The 15,374-nt window shown below is 73.7% G+C and carries 15 protein-coding genes and 1 pseudogene; 11 read left to right on the top strand and 5 right to left on the bottom strand.

Annotated features, from left to right (window positions below):
* Positions 1 to 1,648 (top strand): annotated as a pseudogene (locus tag ABD140_RS37760) (hypothetical protein); the annotation flags it as partial.
* A gap of 124 nt (positions 1,649 to 1,772) precedes the next feature.
* Here the strand turns inward: ABD140_RS37760 and ABD140_RS37765 are convergent.
* The gene (locus tag ABD140_RS37765; protein ID WP_344247468.1) at positions 1,773 to 2,315 is read right to left on the bottom strand and encodes a hypothetical protein; all 543 of its coding nucleotides are present in this window, start codon (positions 2,313 to 2,315) and stop codon (positions 1,773 to 1,775) included.
* Between the two features lie 255 nt (positions 2,316 to 2,570).
* Between ABD140_RS37765 and ABD140_RS37770 the strand changes: the two genes are divergently transcribed.
* On the top strand, positions 2,571 to 3,323 hold the full coding sequence (locus tag ABD140_RS37770; RefSeq protein ID WP_344247470.1) for a maleylpyruvate isomerase family mycothiol-dependent enzyme: 753 nt from the start codon (positions 2,571 to 2,573) through the stop codon (positions 3,321 to 3,323).
* Positions 3,324 to 3,336: 13 nt separating this feature from the next.
* Here the strand turns inward: ABD140_RS37770 and ABD140_RS37775 are convergent, their stop codons facing one another.
* The gene (locus ABD140_RS37775; RefSeq protein ID WP_344247472.1) at positions 3,337 to 3,963 is read right to left on the bottom strand and encodes a hypothetical protein; all 627 of its coding nucleotides are present in this window, start codon (positions 3,961 to 3,963) and stop codon (positions 3,337 to 3,339) included.
* 191 nt (positions 3,964 to 4,154) lie between these two features.
* Between ABD140_RS37775 and ABD140_RS37780 the strand changes: the two genes are divergently transcribed.
* Entirely contained in the window at positions 4,155 to 6,272 is a 2,118-nt protein-coding gene (locus tag ABD140_RS37780) for a sensor histidine kinase (RefSeq protein WP_344247474.1), read from the top strand.
* Positions 6,269 to 6,919, top strand: coding sequence for a response regulator (locus tag ABD140_RS37785; RefSeq protein WP_344247476.1), 651 nt, complete (start codon positions 6,269 to 6,271; stop codon positions 6,917 to 6,919). Before ABD140_RS37780 ends, ABD140_RS37785 begins: the two co-directional genes overlap by 4 nt.
* 3 nt (positions 6,920 to 6,922) lie before the next feature.
* Here the strand turns inward: ABD140_RS37785 and ABD140_RS37790 are convergent, their stop codons facing one another.
* Positions 6,923 to 7,693 carry an SDR family NAD(P)-dependent oxidoreductase gene (locus ABD140_RS37790; RefSeq protein WP_344247478.1) on the bottom strand — a complete coding sequence of 257 codons (771 nt, stop codon included), beginning with the start codon at positions 7,691 to 7,693 and terminating at the stop codon, positions 6,923 to 6,925.
* Positions 7,694 to 7,834: 141 nt separating this feature from the next.
* On the opposite strand from ABD140_RS37790, the gene ABD140_RS37795 reads away from it, so the two are divergent.
* Positions 7,835 to 8,671 (top strand): aldo/keto reductase, encoded by an 837-nt coding sequence (locus tag ABD140_RS37795; protein ID WP_344247480.1) that lies wholly within the window; start codon positions 7,835 to 7,837, stop codon positions 8,669 to 8,671.
* Between the two features lie 13 nt (positions 8,672 to 8,684).
* Here ABD140_RS37795 and ABD140_RS37800 read toward each other — a convergent pair whose 3' ends face one another.
* Entirely contained in the window at positions 8,685 to 9,137 is a 453-nt protein-coding gene (locus tag ABD140_RS37800; RefSeq protein ID WP_344247482.1) for an Lrp/AsnC family transcriptional regulator, read from the bottom strand.
* A 63-nt stretch (positions 9,138 to 9,200) separates the two neighbouring features.
* On the opposite strand from ABD140_RS37800, the gene ABD140_RS37805 reads away from it, so the two are divergent.
* The 6 genes from ABD140_RS37805 to secD all read left to right on the top strand — a co-directional run bounded on the left by ABD140_RS37805 (position 9,201) and on the right by secD (position 14,348).
* Positions 9,201 to 9,992 carry an AzlC family ABC transporter permease gene (locus ABD140_RS37805; protein ID WP_344247484.1) on the top strand — a complete coding sequence of 264 codons (792 nt, stop codon included), beginning with the start codon at positions 9,201 to 9,203 and terminating at the stop codon, positions 9,990 to 9,992.
* 6 nt (positions 9,993 to 9,998) lie between these two features.
* Complete coding sequence (locus ABD140_RS37810; RefSeq protein WP_344247486.1) at positions 9,999 to 10,328, top strand: branched-chain amino acid transporter permease; 330 nt, start codon at positions 9,999 to 10,001, stop codon at positions 10,326 to 10,328.
* A gap of 38 nt (positions 10,329 to 10,366) precedes the next feature.
* Entirely contained in the window at positions 10,367 to 10,600 is a 234-nt protein-coding gene (locus ABD140_RS37815) for a DUF2630 family protein (protein WP_344247488.1), read from the top strand.
* 167 nt (positions 10,601 to 10,767) lie between these two features.
* On the top strand, positions 10,768 to 11,568 hold the full coding sequence (locus tag ABD140_RS37820; RefSeq protein ID WP_344247490.1) for a putative protein N(5)-glutamine methyltransferase: 801 nt from the start codon (positions 10,768 to 10,770) through the stop codon (positions 11,566 to 11,568).
* An 83-nt stretch (positions 11,569 to 11,651) separates the two neighbouring features.
* The gene (locus ABD140_RS37825) at positions 11,652 to 12,008 is read left to right on the top strand and encodes a hypothetical protein (RefSeq protein ID WP_344247492.1); all 357 of its coding nucleotides are present in this window, start codon (positions 11,652 to 11,654) and stop codon (positions 12,006 to 12,008) included.
* 87 nt (positions 12,009 to 12,095) lie between these two features.
* Entirely contained in the window at positions 12,096 to 14,348 is a 2,253-nt protein-coding gene (secD, locus tag ABD140_RS37830; protein ID WP_344247494.1) for a protein translocase subunit SecD, read from the top strand.
* A 36-nt stretch (positions 14,349 to 14,384) separates the two neighbouring features.
* On the opposite strand, the gene ABD140_RS37835 is transcribed toward secD, so the two are convergent.
* Positions 14,385 to 15,371 carry a helix-turn-helix transcriptional regulator gene (locus ABD140_RS37835; protein ID WP_344247496.1) on the bottom strand — a complete coding sequence of 329 codons (987 nt, stop codon included), beginning with the start codon at positions 15,369 to 15,371 and terminating at the stop codon, positions 14,385 to 14,387.
* Between the last annotated feature and the right edge of the window lie 3 nt (positions 15,372 to 15,374).

Here is a 15,374-nt window from a genome sequence, read left to right on the forward strand (position 1 = left end):
CACCGACCAGTGGCGCGGCGTCACCAGCGCCGGCGTCAACTGGAGCTACGACGCTGAGGCCTCCGCCGTCAGCGACGGCTCCCCCGCCCCGGCCCCGCCCGCCCCGGGACCGGCCCCGGACGACGACCCCTTCGCCACCCGCCAGGGCGCGGCGAGCGCCCCTCCCGCGTTCCCCCTGCCGCCGCCCGCGCCCGCCACGGCCCACGAACAGCCCGCCCCCGTGCACGACCCGTTCGGCGACCACGCCCCCGAGGTCCCCGCTCCCGCCCAGGGCGCTCCCTACACGACCTCGGACCCCGCCCCGTACGGCCGATCCGGCCCCGACCAGTTCGGGCAGCCACCCGCCTCGTACGGCCAATCCGGCCCCGACCAGTTCGGGCACCCGCCCGCCCCGTACGGGCAGCCCGGCCCCGACCAGTTCGGCCAGCCGCCCGCCCCGTACGGGCAGCCCGCTCCCTTCGGGTCCTCCGACCAGAACCAGTACGGCCCGCCCGCTCCGTTCGGGCAGCCCGCTCCTGAGCAGTTCGGGCAGCCGGAACACGGGCAGCCGCCCGCCCCGTTCGGGCAGCCGGGTCCGGATCCGTACGGTCGGCCCGCTCCGTTCGGGCAGCCGGAACAGCACGGGCAGCCGCCCGCCCCGTTCGGGCAGCCGTCCGCGGCTCCGCCGCCCGCGCCGTATCCGGGGGAGGCCACGGCTCCGTACGCGCCGCCGGAGCCGTCCGGGGAGACCTCGCCCTACATGCCGACGTTCGCCACGCGGACGCCGGCCTCGCCGATGCGGCCCTCGGAGCCGGAGCCGCCGGCGCCCGAGCGGCCGTCCCGGCCCGCGGCGTCCGCCCCGCCGGGAGGCGGCGCGCGGATCGTCGAGGCGTACGGCGTCAGGTTCCTGTGCGGCGCCGACGACGCCGAGCGCATGCTCACCGAGGTGCGCCGCCGCGGCAAGTGGGCGCAGCAGCTGCGCGGCCAGGAGGTCTCCAGCGCCTCCGCGCCCGCCGTCCTGCTGGTGGGCGCCCCCTCGACCGGCCAGCGGCGGCTGGCCCGGATGATCGCCCGCGCCCTGGCCGAGGTCGGTTTCAGCGGCGACCAGGTGCGCTCCCTGCACCTGGAGCAGCTCAGGGAGCGCGGCCCCGAGGGCCTGGCCGCCCTGCTGGACGAGCACGCCGGCCACACCGTCCTGGTGGAGGACCTCGACCGGCTCGTCCTGGAGGACGGCCAGGGCGACGCCTACGCCCGCGCCCTCTACCGGGTCCGCGCCGAGGGCGTCACCGACACCACCCTGGTCGCCGGCTGCGCCCCCGAGAGCTTCGACGCCCTGTCGGCCGCCCACCCCGAACTCGTCACCGACTTCCGCACCGTCCGGATGCCCGACCTGTCCGACCCCGACCAGCGCACCGCGCTCCTGGGCCTCCTGGCCGAGGAGCGCTTCGTGGGCGTGGCCGAGGACGCCTGGCCGATCGTCCACCGCGACCTGGGCTCCCTGACCGGCCGCGGCCGCCTGGTCAACGCCCGCCTCGTCGAGGCCTACCTCGACCGCGCCTGCACCCGCCACCTCGGCACGGCCGACGCCACCGTCGCCGTCATGGGCGCGCGCGGCTTCACCCTCACCGCCGCCGACCTGGAGGGCCTCGCCGCCGAACTCCCCCGCTGACCCGAGAGCCGGAGCGCGCCCCCACCGCGGTGCGCCGACGCACCCGCGCCGCAGGAAGACCCGGTGGGCGCCGTAGGGGAGAACCCGAGGCCCCGGGGGCGTCGCAGGGACGACCCCGCGGGGGTCAGAAGGGGAGGTCGGGGATGACGCGCGGGGGAGCGGGGGGCTGGGCGGGCCAGAGCTGGACGAGGTAGTGCTCGACGCCCTGGAGTTCGCGGAGGGCGGCCTGGAACTCGGGGCTGAAGCCGTCGCGGAAGCGGTCGAGGAGGCCGTCGTAGAGGCGGGCCATCTCGGCTCGGTGCTGGGCGCGGACCGCCATGTGGTAGCGGCCGACGCCGCCGGCCAGGCGGACGCCGTGCAGGACGGGCTCGCCGGTGGCGGTGCACACGGCGACGGCGCCGCGCAGGTAGAGCTCGCTGAAGGCCTCCTGCTCCCACGGGCCGGGGGAGGAGGGCGGTTCGGCGTCCCACTCCTCCAGGAGGAGGGTGATCTCCACGTCGTCCTGGAGGCTGCCGATCCACATCTGGTCGTAGCCGACGCTGACCAGGTCGGTGCCGGGGGGAGGCGGGGCCTGCACGCTCGTGGGGTCGGCGCCCAGGTCGTGCAGCCGGAACATCCCCTTGTCGGGATGCAGCCGTACGCCCACGCGCAGCAGTCTGCGGTTCACTCCTGGTCAGATCCCTTCCGGCCCCGTGGCAGCACCCGCTGCAGGGGGACATCCTGCCGTATCGAGGGAGCGCCCCGGACAACCGGGCCTCCCGCAGGGCCCTTGACGTCGCCGGGGGCGCCGCGGTCGTGATGAACGCCACTGTAGGCAAACCGCCCGCCGAAGGGGGAGAGAACCGGAACTCGGCAGGGCGCGGGGGCACCGCGGATCAGGAGTTGCCCAGCGCGGCGGGCGCGGTCCGGTTAGGGTGCGGCCATGATGGATCACCGCGTTTACTGTGACCTCCTGGAACCGGAGATCGCCCGGCTGGCGGCCGCGCTCGGCGCGGCGGAGCCGGGGGCCCTGGTCCCGGCCTGCGGCGACTGGACGGCCCTGGACCTCGCCCAGCACGTCGGGGTGGTCCACCGCTGGACGGTCAGGGTCGTGACGACCGCCGCGAGCGCGCGGATCCCCTTCCGCGAGGTGCCCGTGGAGTACCCGGCGCACTGGAGCGACTACCCCGGCTGGATCGAAGAGGGCGGCCGGGAGCTCCTCGCGGCGCTGCGCTCGGTGGACGGGGCGGCTCCCGTCTGGGCGTGGGGCGCCGACCAGCACATGCGCTTCTGGTCGCGCCGCCAGTTCCACGAGGCGATGGTGCACCGCGTGGACGCCGAGCGCGCCGCCGGGATCCCCCCGGTGATCGACCCCATCCACGCGGTCGACGCGATCGACGAGTTCCTGGAGAACATCCCCTGCGGCCGCGCCTCGGGCCCGGCCATCGCCGCCCTCGCCGAGGAGGGCTCCGCCGCCGTCCACCTGCACGCCACCGACGCGGACGGCGAGTGGACGGTCCGCCTGGCCCCCGACGGCTACCGCTGGGAGCGCGGCCACGGCAAGGGCGACGTCGCGGTCCGCGCCCCCGTCGCGGACCTCCTCCTGCTGACCTACGGCCGCCGCGCCCCCGAGGGCCTGGAGGTCTTCGGGGACCTGCGGCTCCTCGCCCGCTGGCTCGAGGCCTCCCGCATGTGAGCGCGCGGCGCGCTCAGGACGCGCGGGCGGCCTGCGGGCGCAGGAGGAACAGCACGCCCAGTGCCACGTAGGTGGCGAGCATCCAGGCGGTGAAGACGTAGGCCATCCCCTTCTCGCCGAGGACGGCCTGGGCGACCATGCCGACGACGAGCCACAGCGAGCCGGCCAGCGGCAGCCAGCGCGCCGCGCCCCGCCACCGGCCGACCCTGATGATCGCGACGGCCGAGGCGATCATGGCGAGTTGCGACAGCGGCCAGGCGGGGTCGGTGATCGAGACCCAGGCGGGCGCCTGGTCGTAGGTCTCGTACGGGAGGTTGCCGAGGCTGCTGGCGATGCCGATGGGGAAGAACACCATCGGGACGATCGGGAAGGCGCGGCCCTTGCGGTCGCCGGTGGCGCGGGCGGCCAGCACCACCGAGGCCAGGGCGAACAGTGCGATGAGGAAGAAGACGGACGTCGCCATGTCGAAGTGGTAGACCTCCTCCTCCGGCATCTCGGGCTTGGTGAGGAACGAGGAGGCCCACACCAGCGGCCCGGCGACCAGGAGCAGGCCGGCGAGCCGCACGTGCCAGGCGGCGGGTCCCCGCCCCGGTACGGGTCCCGAGGGGTGGACCTCGCTGCGCTCCACGCGGATGGACATGGGGGTTCCTCCCTTCCGGACGGCGCCCTGCCGTCCGGTCTCCACCGTCGCGGCCCGGCGTCCCGGGCGGCCAGGTACCGCGGTGCCCGCCCCGGTCCCCGATCCGGACGGGGACATCGGGGACGCCGTGTCCCGAGCAGGGGGGACACCGCTCCCGAGACCGCGGGCCCGCGGCATGGCACGGTGGAAGGGTGAAGACCCCCGCCACCCCCCTGAGCGGCGCGCCGGACCGCTTCCTGCGCGGCGCGGCGCTGCTGGCGGCGCTGCTCGGCGTCGCCCTGCTCGCCGCGTCCGCCCTGCTCGCGGGCGCCGTCCCGGACGGCCCGGTGCCCTCCCCCCTCGACTGGGTCCACTGGGGCTCGTCCGGCGCGGGCCTGGCGCTGGTGCTGCCGGGCGTGCTGCTGGCCGTCCGGCTGCCCCGGCACTGGCTGGCCTGGCTGCTGATCGGTTCCGGGACGAGCTCGCTGCTGGCGGCGTTCGGCGCGGTCTACGCCCCGTACTCGCTGCTCGCCCACGACGGGACGCTGCCGCTCACCGGCCCGTTCGTCTTCGCCGGCTCGCGGTTCGGGCCGATCATCCACGTCGCGATCCCGGCCCTCCTGGTGCTCTTCCCGACGGGAAGGCTCCCCGCCGGCCGGTGGCGGTTCCCCGCGGTGGCCGCGCTCGCCGGCATGGGCGTCGGGATCCTGTACATCCTGGTGGTCCCGTGGTCCGCCTACTCCATGAACGAGCCGCTCAGCCCGCAGCTGGCCCGCTTCACCCTCGAGGTGTGGCAGCCGGAATGGCTGCGGGAGTGGTGGATCTCGCTCGGCCCGATGGTGTTCACGGTCGGCGCGTCCTTCTCGCTGGTCTGCGCCGTGGCCGTCTTCTTCGGCCGCTTCCGCGGCGCCGACGCCGAGCGGAAGGCGCAGCTGCGGTGGATGCTCTTCGCGGGGATGGCGACGGTCGTGTCGATGCTGGGCGTCATGCTGCTGCAGAAGGCGTTCGGCTACGCCCAGGGTGCGCTCGGCACGCTGGTCGAGGTGGTCTTCATCCTGGAGAACGCCCTCCTGGCCGGGGCGGTGCTCATCGCGGTGACCCGGTACCGGCTGTACGACATCGACCTGCTCATCGGCCGCACCCTGCTGTACGGGGCGCTGGCGGCGGCCGTCGTCGCGATCGACCTGGCGGTGTTCGTGGCGGCGAGCGGGCTGGTGGAGGACCGGTTGGCGGGGGTTCTGGCGGCCGGGCTGGTCGCCGTGCTGTACGCGCCGCTGCGCACGCGGCTGCAGCGGCTGGTCGACCGCGTCCTCAAGGGCCGCGCCGATCCGTACGACGTGGTGTCGGTGCTGGCCCGCCGCCTGGAGGAGTCCCCGGGCCCGGACGAGCTGCTGCAGGAGACGGCGCGGGGTGTGGCGTCGGCGTTCCGCTCGCCGTATGTGCGGGTGGAGCTGGACCGTCCGGACGGCACGACGGTGATCGTGGAGGAGGGGGTGCCGCGCGAGGACGCGGTGCTGCTGCCGTTCGCCTACCGGGAGGTCGTGATCGGGCGGCTGGCGCTGGTGCCCCGCCCCGGCTCGCACCGCTCCGGCCTGGACCAGCGGCTGCTGGCCGACGTCGTCCGGCAGGCCGCGGCGGCGGCCCGCGCGACCGCGCTCACCGAGGAGCTGCAGCGCAGCCGGGAGCAGCTGGTGACGGGCGTGGCCGAGGAGCGCCGCAGGCTGCGCCGCGACCTGCACGACGGGCTGGGCCCGGCGCTGGCCGCGGCGAGCCTGAAGATCCAGGCGGCGCGCAACCTGGCGCGCCGCGACGCGCAGGCCGCCGACCGGACGCTGGTGGAGGTCACCGGCGACCTGTCGGCGGTGCTGGCCGACGTCCGCCGCCTGGTGCACGACCTGCGGCCCCCCGCCCTCGACCAGTTCGGGCTGCTGGGCGCGATCGAGCAGCAGGCGGCGCGGTTCGGCGGCGGCGCCCTGTCGATCGGGGTGTCGGCCGAAGGCGACCTGTCGGGGCTGCCCGCCGCGGTGGAGGTGGCGGTCTTCCGGATCGTCGCCGAGGCGCTCAACAACGTCGTCCGGCACGCCGAGGCGGCCCGCTGCACGGTGCGGCTGGCGGCAGGGGAGGAGCTGGTGAGCGTGGAGGTGGGCGACGACGGGCGGGGCGTGCCGCCGGGCGCGCTGGTCGGGGTGGGGCTGGTGGCGATGCGCGAGCGGGCCGAGGAGCTGGGCGGCCGCTGCACGATCGCCCCGGGCGCCGGGGGCGGGACGATGGTGCGCGCCGTCATCCCTGTCATCATGGAGAGCGTCCCCGTCGTGCAGGGAGCAGCATGATCCCCCGTGTCCTCGTCGCCGACGACCACCCGGTCTACCGCGACGGCCTGAGCCTGATGCTGTCCTCCACCGGAGAGGTCGAGGTCGTCGGCAGGGCCCGCGACGGCCTGGAGGCGGTGGAGCTCGCCGGCGAGCTGCGCCCCGACGTGGTCGTGATGGACCTGCAGATGCCGCGCCTGGACGGCATCGAGGCGACGCGCCGTGTCGCGGCCGGGGAGTCCGCGCCGGGCGTCCTGGTGCTGACCATGCACGAGGACGACGAGAGCGTGTTCGCCGCGATGCTCGCGGGCGCGCGCGGCTACCTGGTGAAGGGCGCCGACCAGGAGGAGATCCTGCGGGCGATCACCGCGGTCGCGCACGGCGAGGTGATCTTCGGTCCGGCGCTGGCGGCCCGCGTCACGCGCTACTTCGCGCTGCTGTCGGGCGCCCGCCGCCCGGCGGAGGAGCCGTTCCCGGAGCTGACGGCCCGGGAGCGGGAGGTGCTCGACCTCATCGCCGCGGGCCTGTCCAACCCGCAGATCGCGGCGCGGCTGTACCTGTCGCCCAAGACCGTCCGCAACAACGTCTCGAACGTCTTCGCCAAGCTGCGGGTGGCCGACCGGGCCCAGGCCATCGTGCGCGCCCGCGAGGCGGGCCTGGGCCGCTGACGGTCAGTGGCCGGAGAAGCCGCCGTCGACGAAGAGGCACTGCCCGGTGATGTACTCGGCGGCGGCGGAGGCCAGGAACACCGCGGCCCCGGCGAAGTCGCCGGGCAGCCCGTTGCGTCCGATGAAGGTCCGTGCGGCCAGCTGCTCCCGGAACACCGGGTCGGCGGAGGCCTGCGCGGTCAGCGGGGTGATGACGAACCCCGGCACCAGCGTGTTCACCCGCACCCCCGAGGGCGACCACGCCTCGGCCTGCGACCGGGTCAGCGCGGTGAGCCCGCCCTTGGACACCCCGTAGGCGCCGCTGTTGAAGAACGCCCGGAACGCTTGCTGCGATCCGACGTTGATGACGCGCCCCCAGCCCCGTTCGGCCATCCCCGGCCCGAACCGCTGCCCCAGCAGGAACGGCGCGCGGAGGTTGACGTCCAGCGCCAGGTCCCATTCGTCCTCGGTGAGGGCGTTCATGTGCGGCCGCGGGTTGACGCCGGCGGAGTTCACCAGGATGTCGATCTCCCCGAACGGCTCGACCGCCCGCTCCGCGGCCGCGCGCACCTCGTCCCGGACGCCGAGGTCGGCGCTGACGTGGGCGGCGTCGCAGCCGTGGGACGCCAGCTCCGCGACGGTCTCGCGCAGGGCGTCCTCGCCGCGCGCGACCACCACGACCTTCGCCCCGGCCCGGCCGAGCGCGACGGCCATGGCGCGCCCGATCCCCGAGCTCCCGCCGGTCACCAGGGCCACCCGCCCGTCCAGGCCGAACAGCTCCCGCAGGTAGTCCATCGCGTTCCTCTCCTCGCAGTCCGACCGGTCTCCCCACCCTGAACCTTACTGCGTAAAGGCGCCGGGTGCCCACAAGGCGGCCTGACCGGCCCGATAGGGAACCCGCTGTGAGGCTTTGACCGCCCAGGGTAGGGAGACGGTATGGCGAACACATCACCGAGCGTGCGGCTGAACAACGGCGTCCAGATCCCGCAGGTCGGGTTCGGCACCTACCAGATCCCGCCGGAGGAGACCAGGGAGACGGTGCTGACCGCGCTGGAGGTCGGCTACCGGCACATCGACACGGCGCAGATGTACGGCAACGAGCGGGAGGTGGGGGAGGCCGTCCGGGAGTCGGGGCTCGACCGGGACGAGGTCTTCGTGACGAGCAAGCTGAACAACGGCGCCCACGCCCGCGACGCGGCGCTGCGGGCGTTCGACGGGACGCTGGAGGCGCTGGGGTTCGAGCGGATCGACCTCTTCCTCATCCACTGGCCGCTGCCCACCGTGGGGGACTTCACCGAGACGTGGGGGGCGATGGAGGAGATCTACCGTTCGGGGCGGAGCCGGGCGGTGGGCGTCTCCAACTTCCAGCCGCCCCACCTGCGCCGGCTGCTGGAGTCGAGCGACCTGGTGCCCGCGGTCAACCAGGTCGAGGTGCACCCCTACCTCGTCCAGAACGAGGTGCGCGCCTACGACGCCGAGCACGGCATCGCCACGGAGCCGTGGTCGCCGATCGCCCAGGGCCTGGTCCTGGACGACCCGGTGATCGTCGCCATCGCCGACCGCCTGGGCAGGACGCCCGCCCAGGTGGTCCTGCGCTGGCACGTCCAGCGGGGCGACATCGTGATCCCCAAGTCGGTGCGGCGCGCCCGCATGCAGGAGAACCTCGACCTCTTCTCCTTCGAGCTGCCCGCCGCGGACATGGCGGCCGTCGCCGCGCTGGACCAGGGCCGGCGCACCGGCCCCGATCCCGACACCTTCGACTGGACCGGCTGACCGCGCCGCCGCGTCAGTCCTTGATGCGCTTCATGGTGAGGTGGGAGTCGACGCGGGAGACGGCGGGGAGCAGCATGATCTGCCGGCTGAGGAACTCCTCGTAGGCGATCTGGTCGGCGACCGCCACCCGGATGTAGTAGTCGGGCCGCCCGAACATGCGCCGGAACTCCAGGACCTCCTCCAGCGCGGTGACGCGCGCCTCGAAGTCCTCCACGGTCCGCAGGTCGTTGACCGCGATCTCCACCGAGATGACCACCTCCAGGGGGCGGCCCAGGGCCTCGGGGGAGATCTGCGCCCGGTACCCGGAGATCACTCCGGCCTCCTCCAGGCGCTTGACCCTGCGCAGGCACGGCGGGGGCGTCAGTCCCACCCGCCGGGCCAGCTCCACGTTCGACAGCCGGCCGTCCCGCGCCAGGTGGAACAATATTGCGCGATCGATGGCATCTAGGCTTGGAAAGTTGCCCATAAGCCATATTTTAGCTTATCTAAGGAAACCATATAACGCGCTAAACGTACTAAAATTGCGTTTATGTTTGATTTGCGAGCGAAGGGCGGTTCGCTGAGTTTCGCGGCGGCGGTGTCCGACACCGCCTCGGTGGGCCTGAGCCTGTTCCCGCTGGGGATCAGCTTCGGCATGCTGGTGGCGCACACCGGGCTGGACTGGTGGTGGGCCACGGTGTTCACCGCCGTGGTCTACGCGGGGTCGCTGGAGTTCCTGCTGCTGGGACTGGTCGCCTCGGTCACGCCGCTGGGGCAGATCGCGGTGACGGCGCTGCTGGTGAACCTCCGGCACGTCTTCTACGCCCTGTCCTTCCCGCTGTCCAGGGTGCGGCCGCGCGGCCGCCTCTACGCCACCTTCGCCCTCACCGACGAGGCGTACGCCCTGACCGCCGGCTCCGGCGCCCGCTCCTGGAGCGGCTCCCGGATCCTGTGGATGCAGGTGCTGCTCCAGGCCTACTGGGTGACCGGCGCCACCGCCGGGGCGCTGGCGGGCGCGCTCCTCCCGTTCGACCTGCACGGCCTGGACTTCGCGCTGACCGCGCTGTTCGTCGTCCTGACGATCGACGCGTGGCGCGCCCGGCGGGACCTGCCCTCCCCGCTGCTGGCGGCCGCGAGCTTCGCCGTCGCCGTGCTGCTGGCCCCCGGCCAGGCGCTGCCGGTCGCGATGGGCCTGTTCACCGCGGGGCTGCTCGTCCGCTACGCCCTGCGGGACCGCGGCGCCTCCCCCGAGGCCGGTTCCGAGCCGCGAGCAGGGGCCGCCCCGGAGGCCGGGGAGCCGGAACCGCGCGTGCCGGTCGCGGCGACGGCGAGAGGGGAGTAGGCGCCGATGCCCAGCCCCCTGTACCTGGCAGCGGCCGTGGTGATCAGCGCCGCCATCACCTGGGGCCTGCGCGCCCTGCCCTTCGCGGTCCTCGCACCGCTGCGCCGCTCGGCGGTCCTGGGCCGCCTGGCGGTCCAGATGCCCGTCGGCATCATGCTGATCCTCGCCCTGTACACCCTGCACCAGAACCGCCCGGCGGACTGGCCCGCCGCCGCGGCCACCGCCCTGTCCCTGGCCGTCGCGGTCGGGCTGCACCTGAAGACCCGCAACGCCGTCTTCAGCATCCTCGGCGGAACCGTCCTGCACGTGGTCCTCGCCACCTGCCTCACCGCGTGAAGGCTTGCCCCGGGGGCTCCTGGGGCATGAGGTGTTCCATGAGCGACGAGCAGATCATGGACCGGATCAGTCGGATGATCGACGAGGAGCACCGGCTGCGGGACTCGGCGGAGCCGGACAAGGCGTCGCGGGTGCGGGAGCTGGAGGAGCAGCTGGACGTCTGCTGGGACCTGCTGCGCCAGCGCCGGGCGGCGCGGGACGCCGGCGAGGGCGAGCAGGCCGAGCACATCCTGGCCCGTCCGGTGCAGGAGGTGGAGAACTACGAGCAGTAGCCCGGCGCGCTGTTGATCTCTCCGGTAGGATCGGTGCCTTCGGGCGGGACGCATGAGGAGGTGAGACCCATTACTGCTGGTTGGAGCGGGGTGTTCTCACCTGACGGCCGTGGAGTCCGCCGGCCCGGGTGACAGGGAGGGCGCCCCCGTTTTCGGAAGGCGTTCTCATGGTCGTTTCCCTTTCTTCCGCCGCTCTGTCCACCGTGGTCGCGAGGCTGCGCGCGGCGGGCTGCGTCTTCGCCGAGGACGAGGCCGCGCTGCTGGTCTCGGCGGCGGCCGACGAGCCGCATCTGGACGTCCTGGTCGGTCGGCGGGTCGAGGGCCTGCCGCTGGAGCAGGTCGTGGGCTGGGCGGAGTTCTGCGGACGGCGGGTCGAGGTGGATCCCGGGGTGTTCGTTCCCCGGCGCCGTTCGGAGTTCCTGGTGGAGGAGGCCGTCGCGCTGACGCGGCCGGGCGCGGTGGTCGTCGATCTGTGCTGCGGTACGGGTGCGCTGGGCGTGGCGCTGGCGCGGGCGGTGGCGGGGGTGGAGCTGCACGCCGCCGACGTGGATCCGGCGGCGGTGCGGTGCGCGCGGCGCAATGCGGGCCGGGTGGGCGGCCGGGTGTACGAGGGCGATCTGTTCGGGGCGTTGCCGGTGTCGTTGCGGGGGCGGGTGGGGATGTTGTTGGCGAATGTTCCGTACGTGCCGAGCGGCGCGGTGCGTTCGCTGCCCGCGGAGGCGCGGTTGTACGAGCCGAAGGTCGCGCTGGACGGCGGCGCGGACGGTCTGGAGGTGCTGCGCCGGGTGGGCGGTGAGGCGCCGGGGTGGCTGGCGCCGGAGGGCCGCCTGCTGGTGGAGGTGAGCGAGCGCCAGTGCGAACGGGCGGTGGAGGTGCTGGCCGCCGGCGGTCTGGAAGCACGCGCGGTGCGGTCCGCGCGGTGGGATTCGTGCGTGGTGGTGGGGCGCCGGTCGCGGGTTCATGGGTGAGCCGTGGTCGGGGTTTGGCACGGTGAGACGGACCGCCCGATAGTCTGATCGTTCCTCTGGGCGATCGGGTGGGGGGCTGGGGCATGGCCGTGCGCGTCGTCGCGGCTTCCTGGCGCGGGCGTGCCTGGCGGCTGGTGGTGCTGCTGGCCGTGCTGGCGGGCCTGGTGCCGGGCGTGCGCCTCGCCGTCGCCGCCGACCAGGGCGTGTCCGCGGGCATCGGGCATGTGGTGTGGGACGAGGAGTGCTCGGCGCTGCCGCGCCTGGCGCGGATCGTCGAGCAGCCGCCGGTCGTGCCCGTCGTCGAGTCGTCCGTCCTCCTGGTGGCGGGTCCGTCCGCCGCCGTGGCGTGGGTGCGGGACGGGGTGTGGGAGGGGCCCGGGAGGGCCTGGTTCGCGGTGTCGCGGGCCGGGCGGGCGCCGCCGTTCTCCTCGGGTATCTGACTTCCCCCCTTTTCCCCCTTTTCGTTACACGGTTCGCTGGTCGCGGGCCGTGCCATGCCTGTTGGAGTTTTCTTGTCACGTACGCGGATGGCACGCGGGACGCGGATACGCGCGTTGATCGCGTTGGCCGTGGTGGCCTTCGCTGCCTACATCACGGTGACGACGCCGGTGCGGCTGGGCCTGGATCTGCGGGGCGGTACGCAGATCGTGCTGGAGACGCGGGACACCGCGACGGTGAAGGCGACGTCGGAGGTCACCGACAACACGGTGGAGACGTTGCGGCGCCGGGTGGACGCGCTGGGCGTGTCCGAGCCGCAGCTGGTGCGGTCCGGTGACAACCGGATCATCGTGGAGCTGCCGGGACTGCAGGATCCGCAGGAAGCGGTGGACGTGCTGGGCCGGATGGCCGTGCTGGGGTTCCATCCGGTCCTGGGGTACGCCGAGGAGGACACCAAGGCCAAGGAGGGCCAGCTGATCCTGCCCGACGAGGACGGGCAGAAGCTGCTCCTGGGGCCGGCGGACCTGACGGGCGCGGATGTGAGCGGCGCGGAGCCGGGCAACGACCCGCAGTCGGGACCCGGCTGGTTCGTCAACGTGGACTTCAAGGGAGAGGGCAAGGGCGAGTGGGCGAAGCTGACCGGTGACGCGGCCTGCGCGCCCGAGGGCGATCCGCGGCGGCGGGTGGCGATCGTCCTGGACGGGGAGGTGATCTCCTCGCCGCAGGTGGTGGCGTCGGTGGCGTGCGGGGTCGGCATCACCGGCGGGTCGACGCAGATCACCGGGAACTTCTCGTTCGAGCAGGCCGATGAGCTGTCGCTGCTGGTGCGCGGCGGCGCGCTGCCGGTGCCGGTGGAGGTGGTGGAGCAGCGGACGGTGGGCCCGACGCTGGGCGCCGAGGCGATCGAGGCCAGCGCGTGGGCGGCGGTGATCGGTACGGCGCTGACATCGCTGTTCATCATCGTGGTGTACCGCCTGATGGGGCTGATGGCGGCGATCGCGCTGGTCTGCTACGGGTTGATCTCGTACGCGGCGCTGGCGGGGCTGGGCGCGACGCTGACGCTGCCGGGCCTGGCGGGTTTCGTGCTGGCGATCGGCATGGCGGTGGACGCCAACGTGCTGGTGTTCGAACGGGCGCGTGAGGAGTATCTGGCGCCCAAGGCGACATTGCGAACGGCGCTGTCGGCGGGCTTCCGCAACGCGTTCAGCGCGATCCTGGACTCCAACGTCACCACGCTGGTGGCGGCGCTGCTGCTGTTCTTCCTGGCTTCGGGCCAGGTGCGCGGGTTCGGTGTGACGCTGGCGATCGGTGTGCTGGCGTCGATGGTGAGCGCCCTGGTGATCACGCGGGCGCTGGCCGAGGGCGTGCTGTCGCTGCGCGCGGTGCAGAAGCGTCCCCGCATCACGGGCATCACCAACATCGGGCGGGTGCGCGAGTGGCTGCAGCGGCGCGACCCGCACCTGATGCGCCGCCCGCTGCGGTGGCTGCTGGTGTCGGTGGCCGTGGTGCTGGTGGCCGTGGCGGGCATCGCGGTGAAGGGCCTGAACCTGGGCGTGGAGTTCACCGGCGGCCGGTTGATCGAGTACTCGTCGTCGGCGCCGGTGAATCCGGAGCAGGCGCGTGAGGCGATCGCCGGCGCGGGCTTCCCGCGGGCGGTGGTGAACGCCTCGGGTGACGGGAACTTCACGGTGCGGACGGAGCCGTTGTCCAACGCCGAGGAGCAGCGGCTGACGCAGGCGCTGGACCCGCTGCCGGGAGAGGTGCAGAAGGTCAGGGACGAGCTGATCGGGCCGAGCCTGGGCGACGAGCTGCGCCGGTCGGCGATCATCGCGCTGCTGGCGGCGCTGGCGATGCAGATGGCGTATCTGGCGTTCCGGTTCCGGTGGAGCTTCTCGGTGGCGGCGGTCACGGCGATGGCCCATGACGTGCTGGTGCTGGTGGGACTCTTCGCGTGGCTGGGCAAGAGCCTGGACGGGGTGTTCCTGGCGGCGCTGCTGACGGTGATCGGTTATTCGGTGAACGACTCGGTGGTGGTGTTCGACCGGGTGCGGGAGCTGGTGACCACGGAACGGGGGTCGTTCGCGCGGTTGACGAGCACGGCGATCAACCAGACGATCCCGCGGACGGTCAACACCGGTCTGGGCGCGGTGTTCATCCTGACGGCGCTGCTGGTGCTGGGCGGCAGCACGCTGCACGACTTCGCGCTGGCGCTGCTGATCGGTGTCCTGGTCGGTACGTATTCGTCGGTGTTCACCGCGGCGCCGCTGGCGGTGGAGCTGCACAGGCTGGGACGGAAGAAGCCCCCGGAGAAGGAGAAGAAGAAGGCGGAGCAGCCGGCCTGAGCCGGTGGAGGGGGGCCGGATTCCGGCCCCCCTCCGTCATGAGTCCTTCGCCGGGGGCAGGGACGCCTCGGCGGCGGCGAGCATGCGGGCGGCCTGTTCGCGCAGGTACAGCAGGTAGTCCTCGTCGGCTTCGATCCGGTAGGCGACTCCTTCGGGGATCCAGACCAGGACCGTGCTCAGGAGCGGGAAGGAGTCGCCGCCGAAGGGCCAGCCGGTGCGGGAGGCGCCGACGGCGTGCGCGTCGTGGGCCCACGGGCCGAAGTGGGCGCGCATCTCCTCCAGCGGCATGTCCAGCACGGCCCGCGCGGTGTGCCGGGTGGGGACGGAGCCGGCGGCGACCGCCACGAACTCGGCGGCGTCCTCGGCGGGCAGGGTGCGGGGCTCGGTGCGCACGCGGGTGCCGGTGAGCTCCCGGACGCGGTCGACGCGGAAGGTGCGCCAGCCGTCGCGGTCGTTGTCCCAGGCGACCAGGAACCATTTGCGGTCGGCCGACACCAGGGAGTGGGGTTCGGCCAGCCTGCGGGTGCGGGCTCCGTCGGCGGCGGTGTAGGCGAAGCGGATCTGCTCGTGGTCGCGGCAGGCCAGGGCCAGGGCGCCCAGGAGTTCGGCGGGGACGGGGCCGCCGCGCGGCGCCTGGGGCTCGACCGAGCGGCCGATGGCGTTGACGCGTTCGCGCAGGGCGGGCGGCAGTACCTGTTCGAACTTGGCGAGGGCGCTGAGCGTGGTGCTCTCGGCGTCGGCGATGCCCGTGGTCGCGGCGATGCGCAGCCCGACGGCGACGGAGACGGCCTCCTCGTCGGTGAGCAGCAGGGGCGGCATGCGGTTCCCGGCGGTCAGGCGGTAGCCGCCGCCGGTTCCCGGCGTCGACTCGATCTCATAGCCCAGCTCGCGCAGCCCGTCGATCCGCCGGCGCAGGGAGCGGGTGGTGACGCCGAGCCTTTCGGCGAGTTCCGGGCCCGGCCACTGGCGGTGGGACTGCAGGAGGGACAGGAGGTGCAGGGTGCGGGTGACGCTTTTCTCCATGGC

It is taken from the genome of Actinocorallia libanotica, from assembly GCF_039525175.1.
Taxonomy (GTDB): domain Bacteria; phylum Actinomycetota; class Actinomycetes; order Streptosporangiales; family Streptosporangiaceae; genus Actinocorallia; species Actinocorallia libanotica.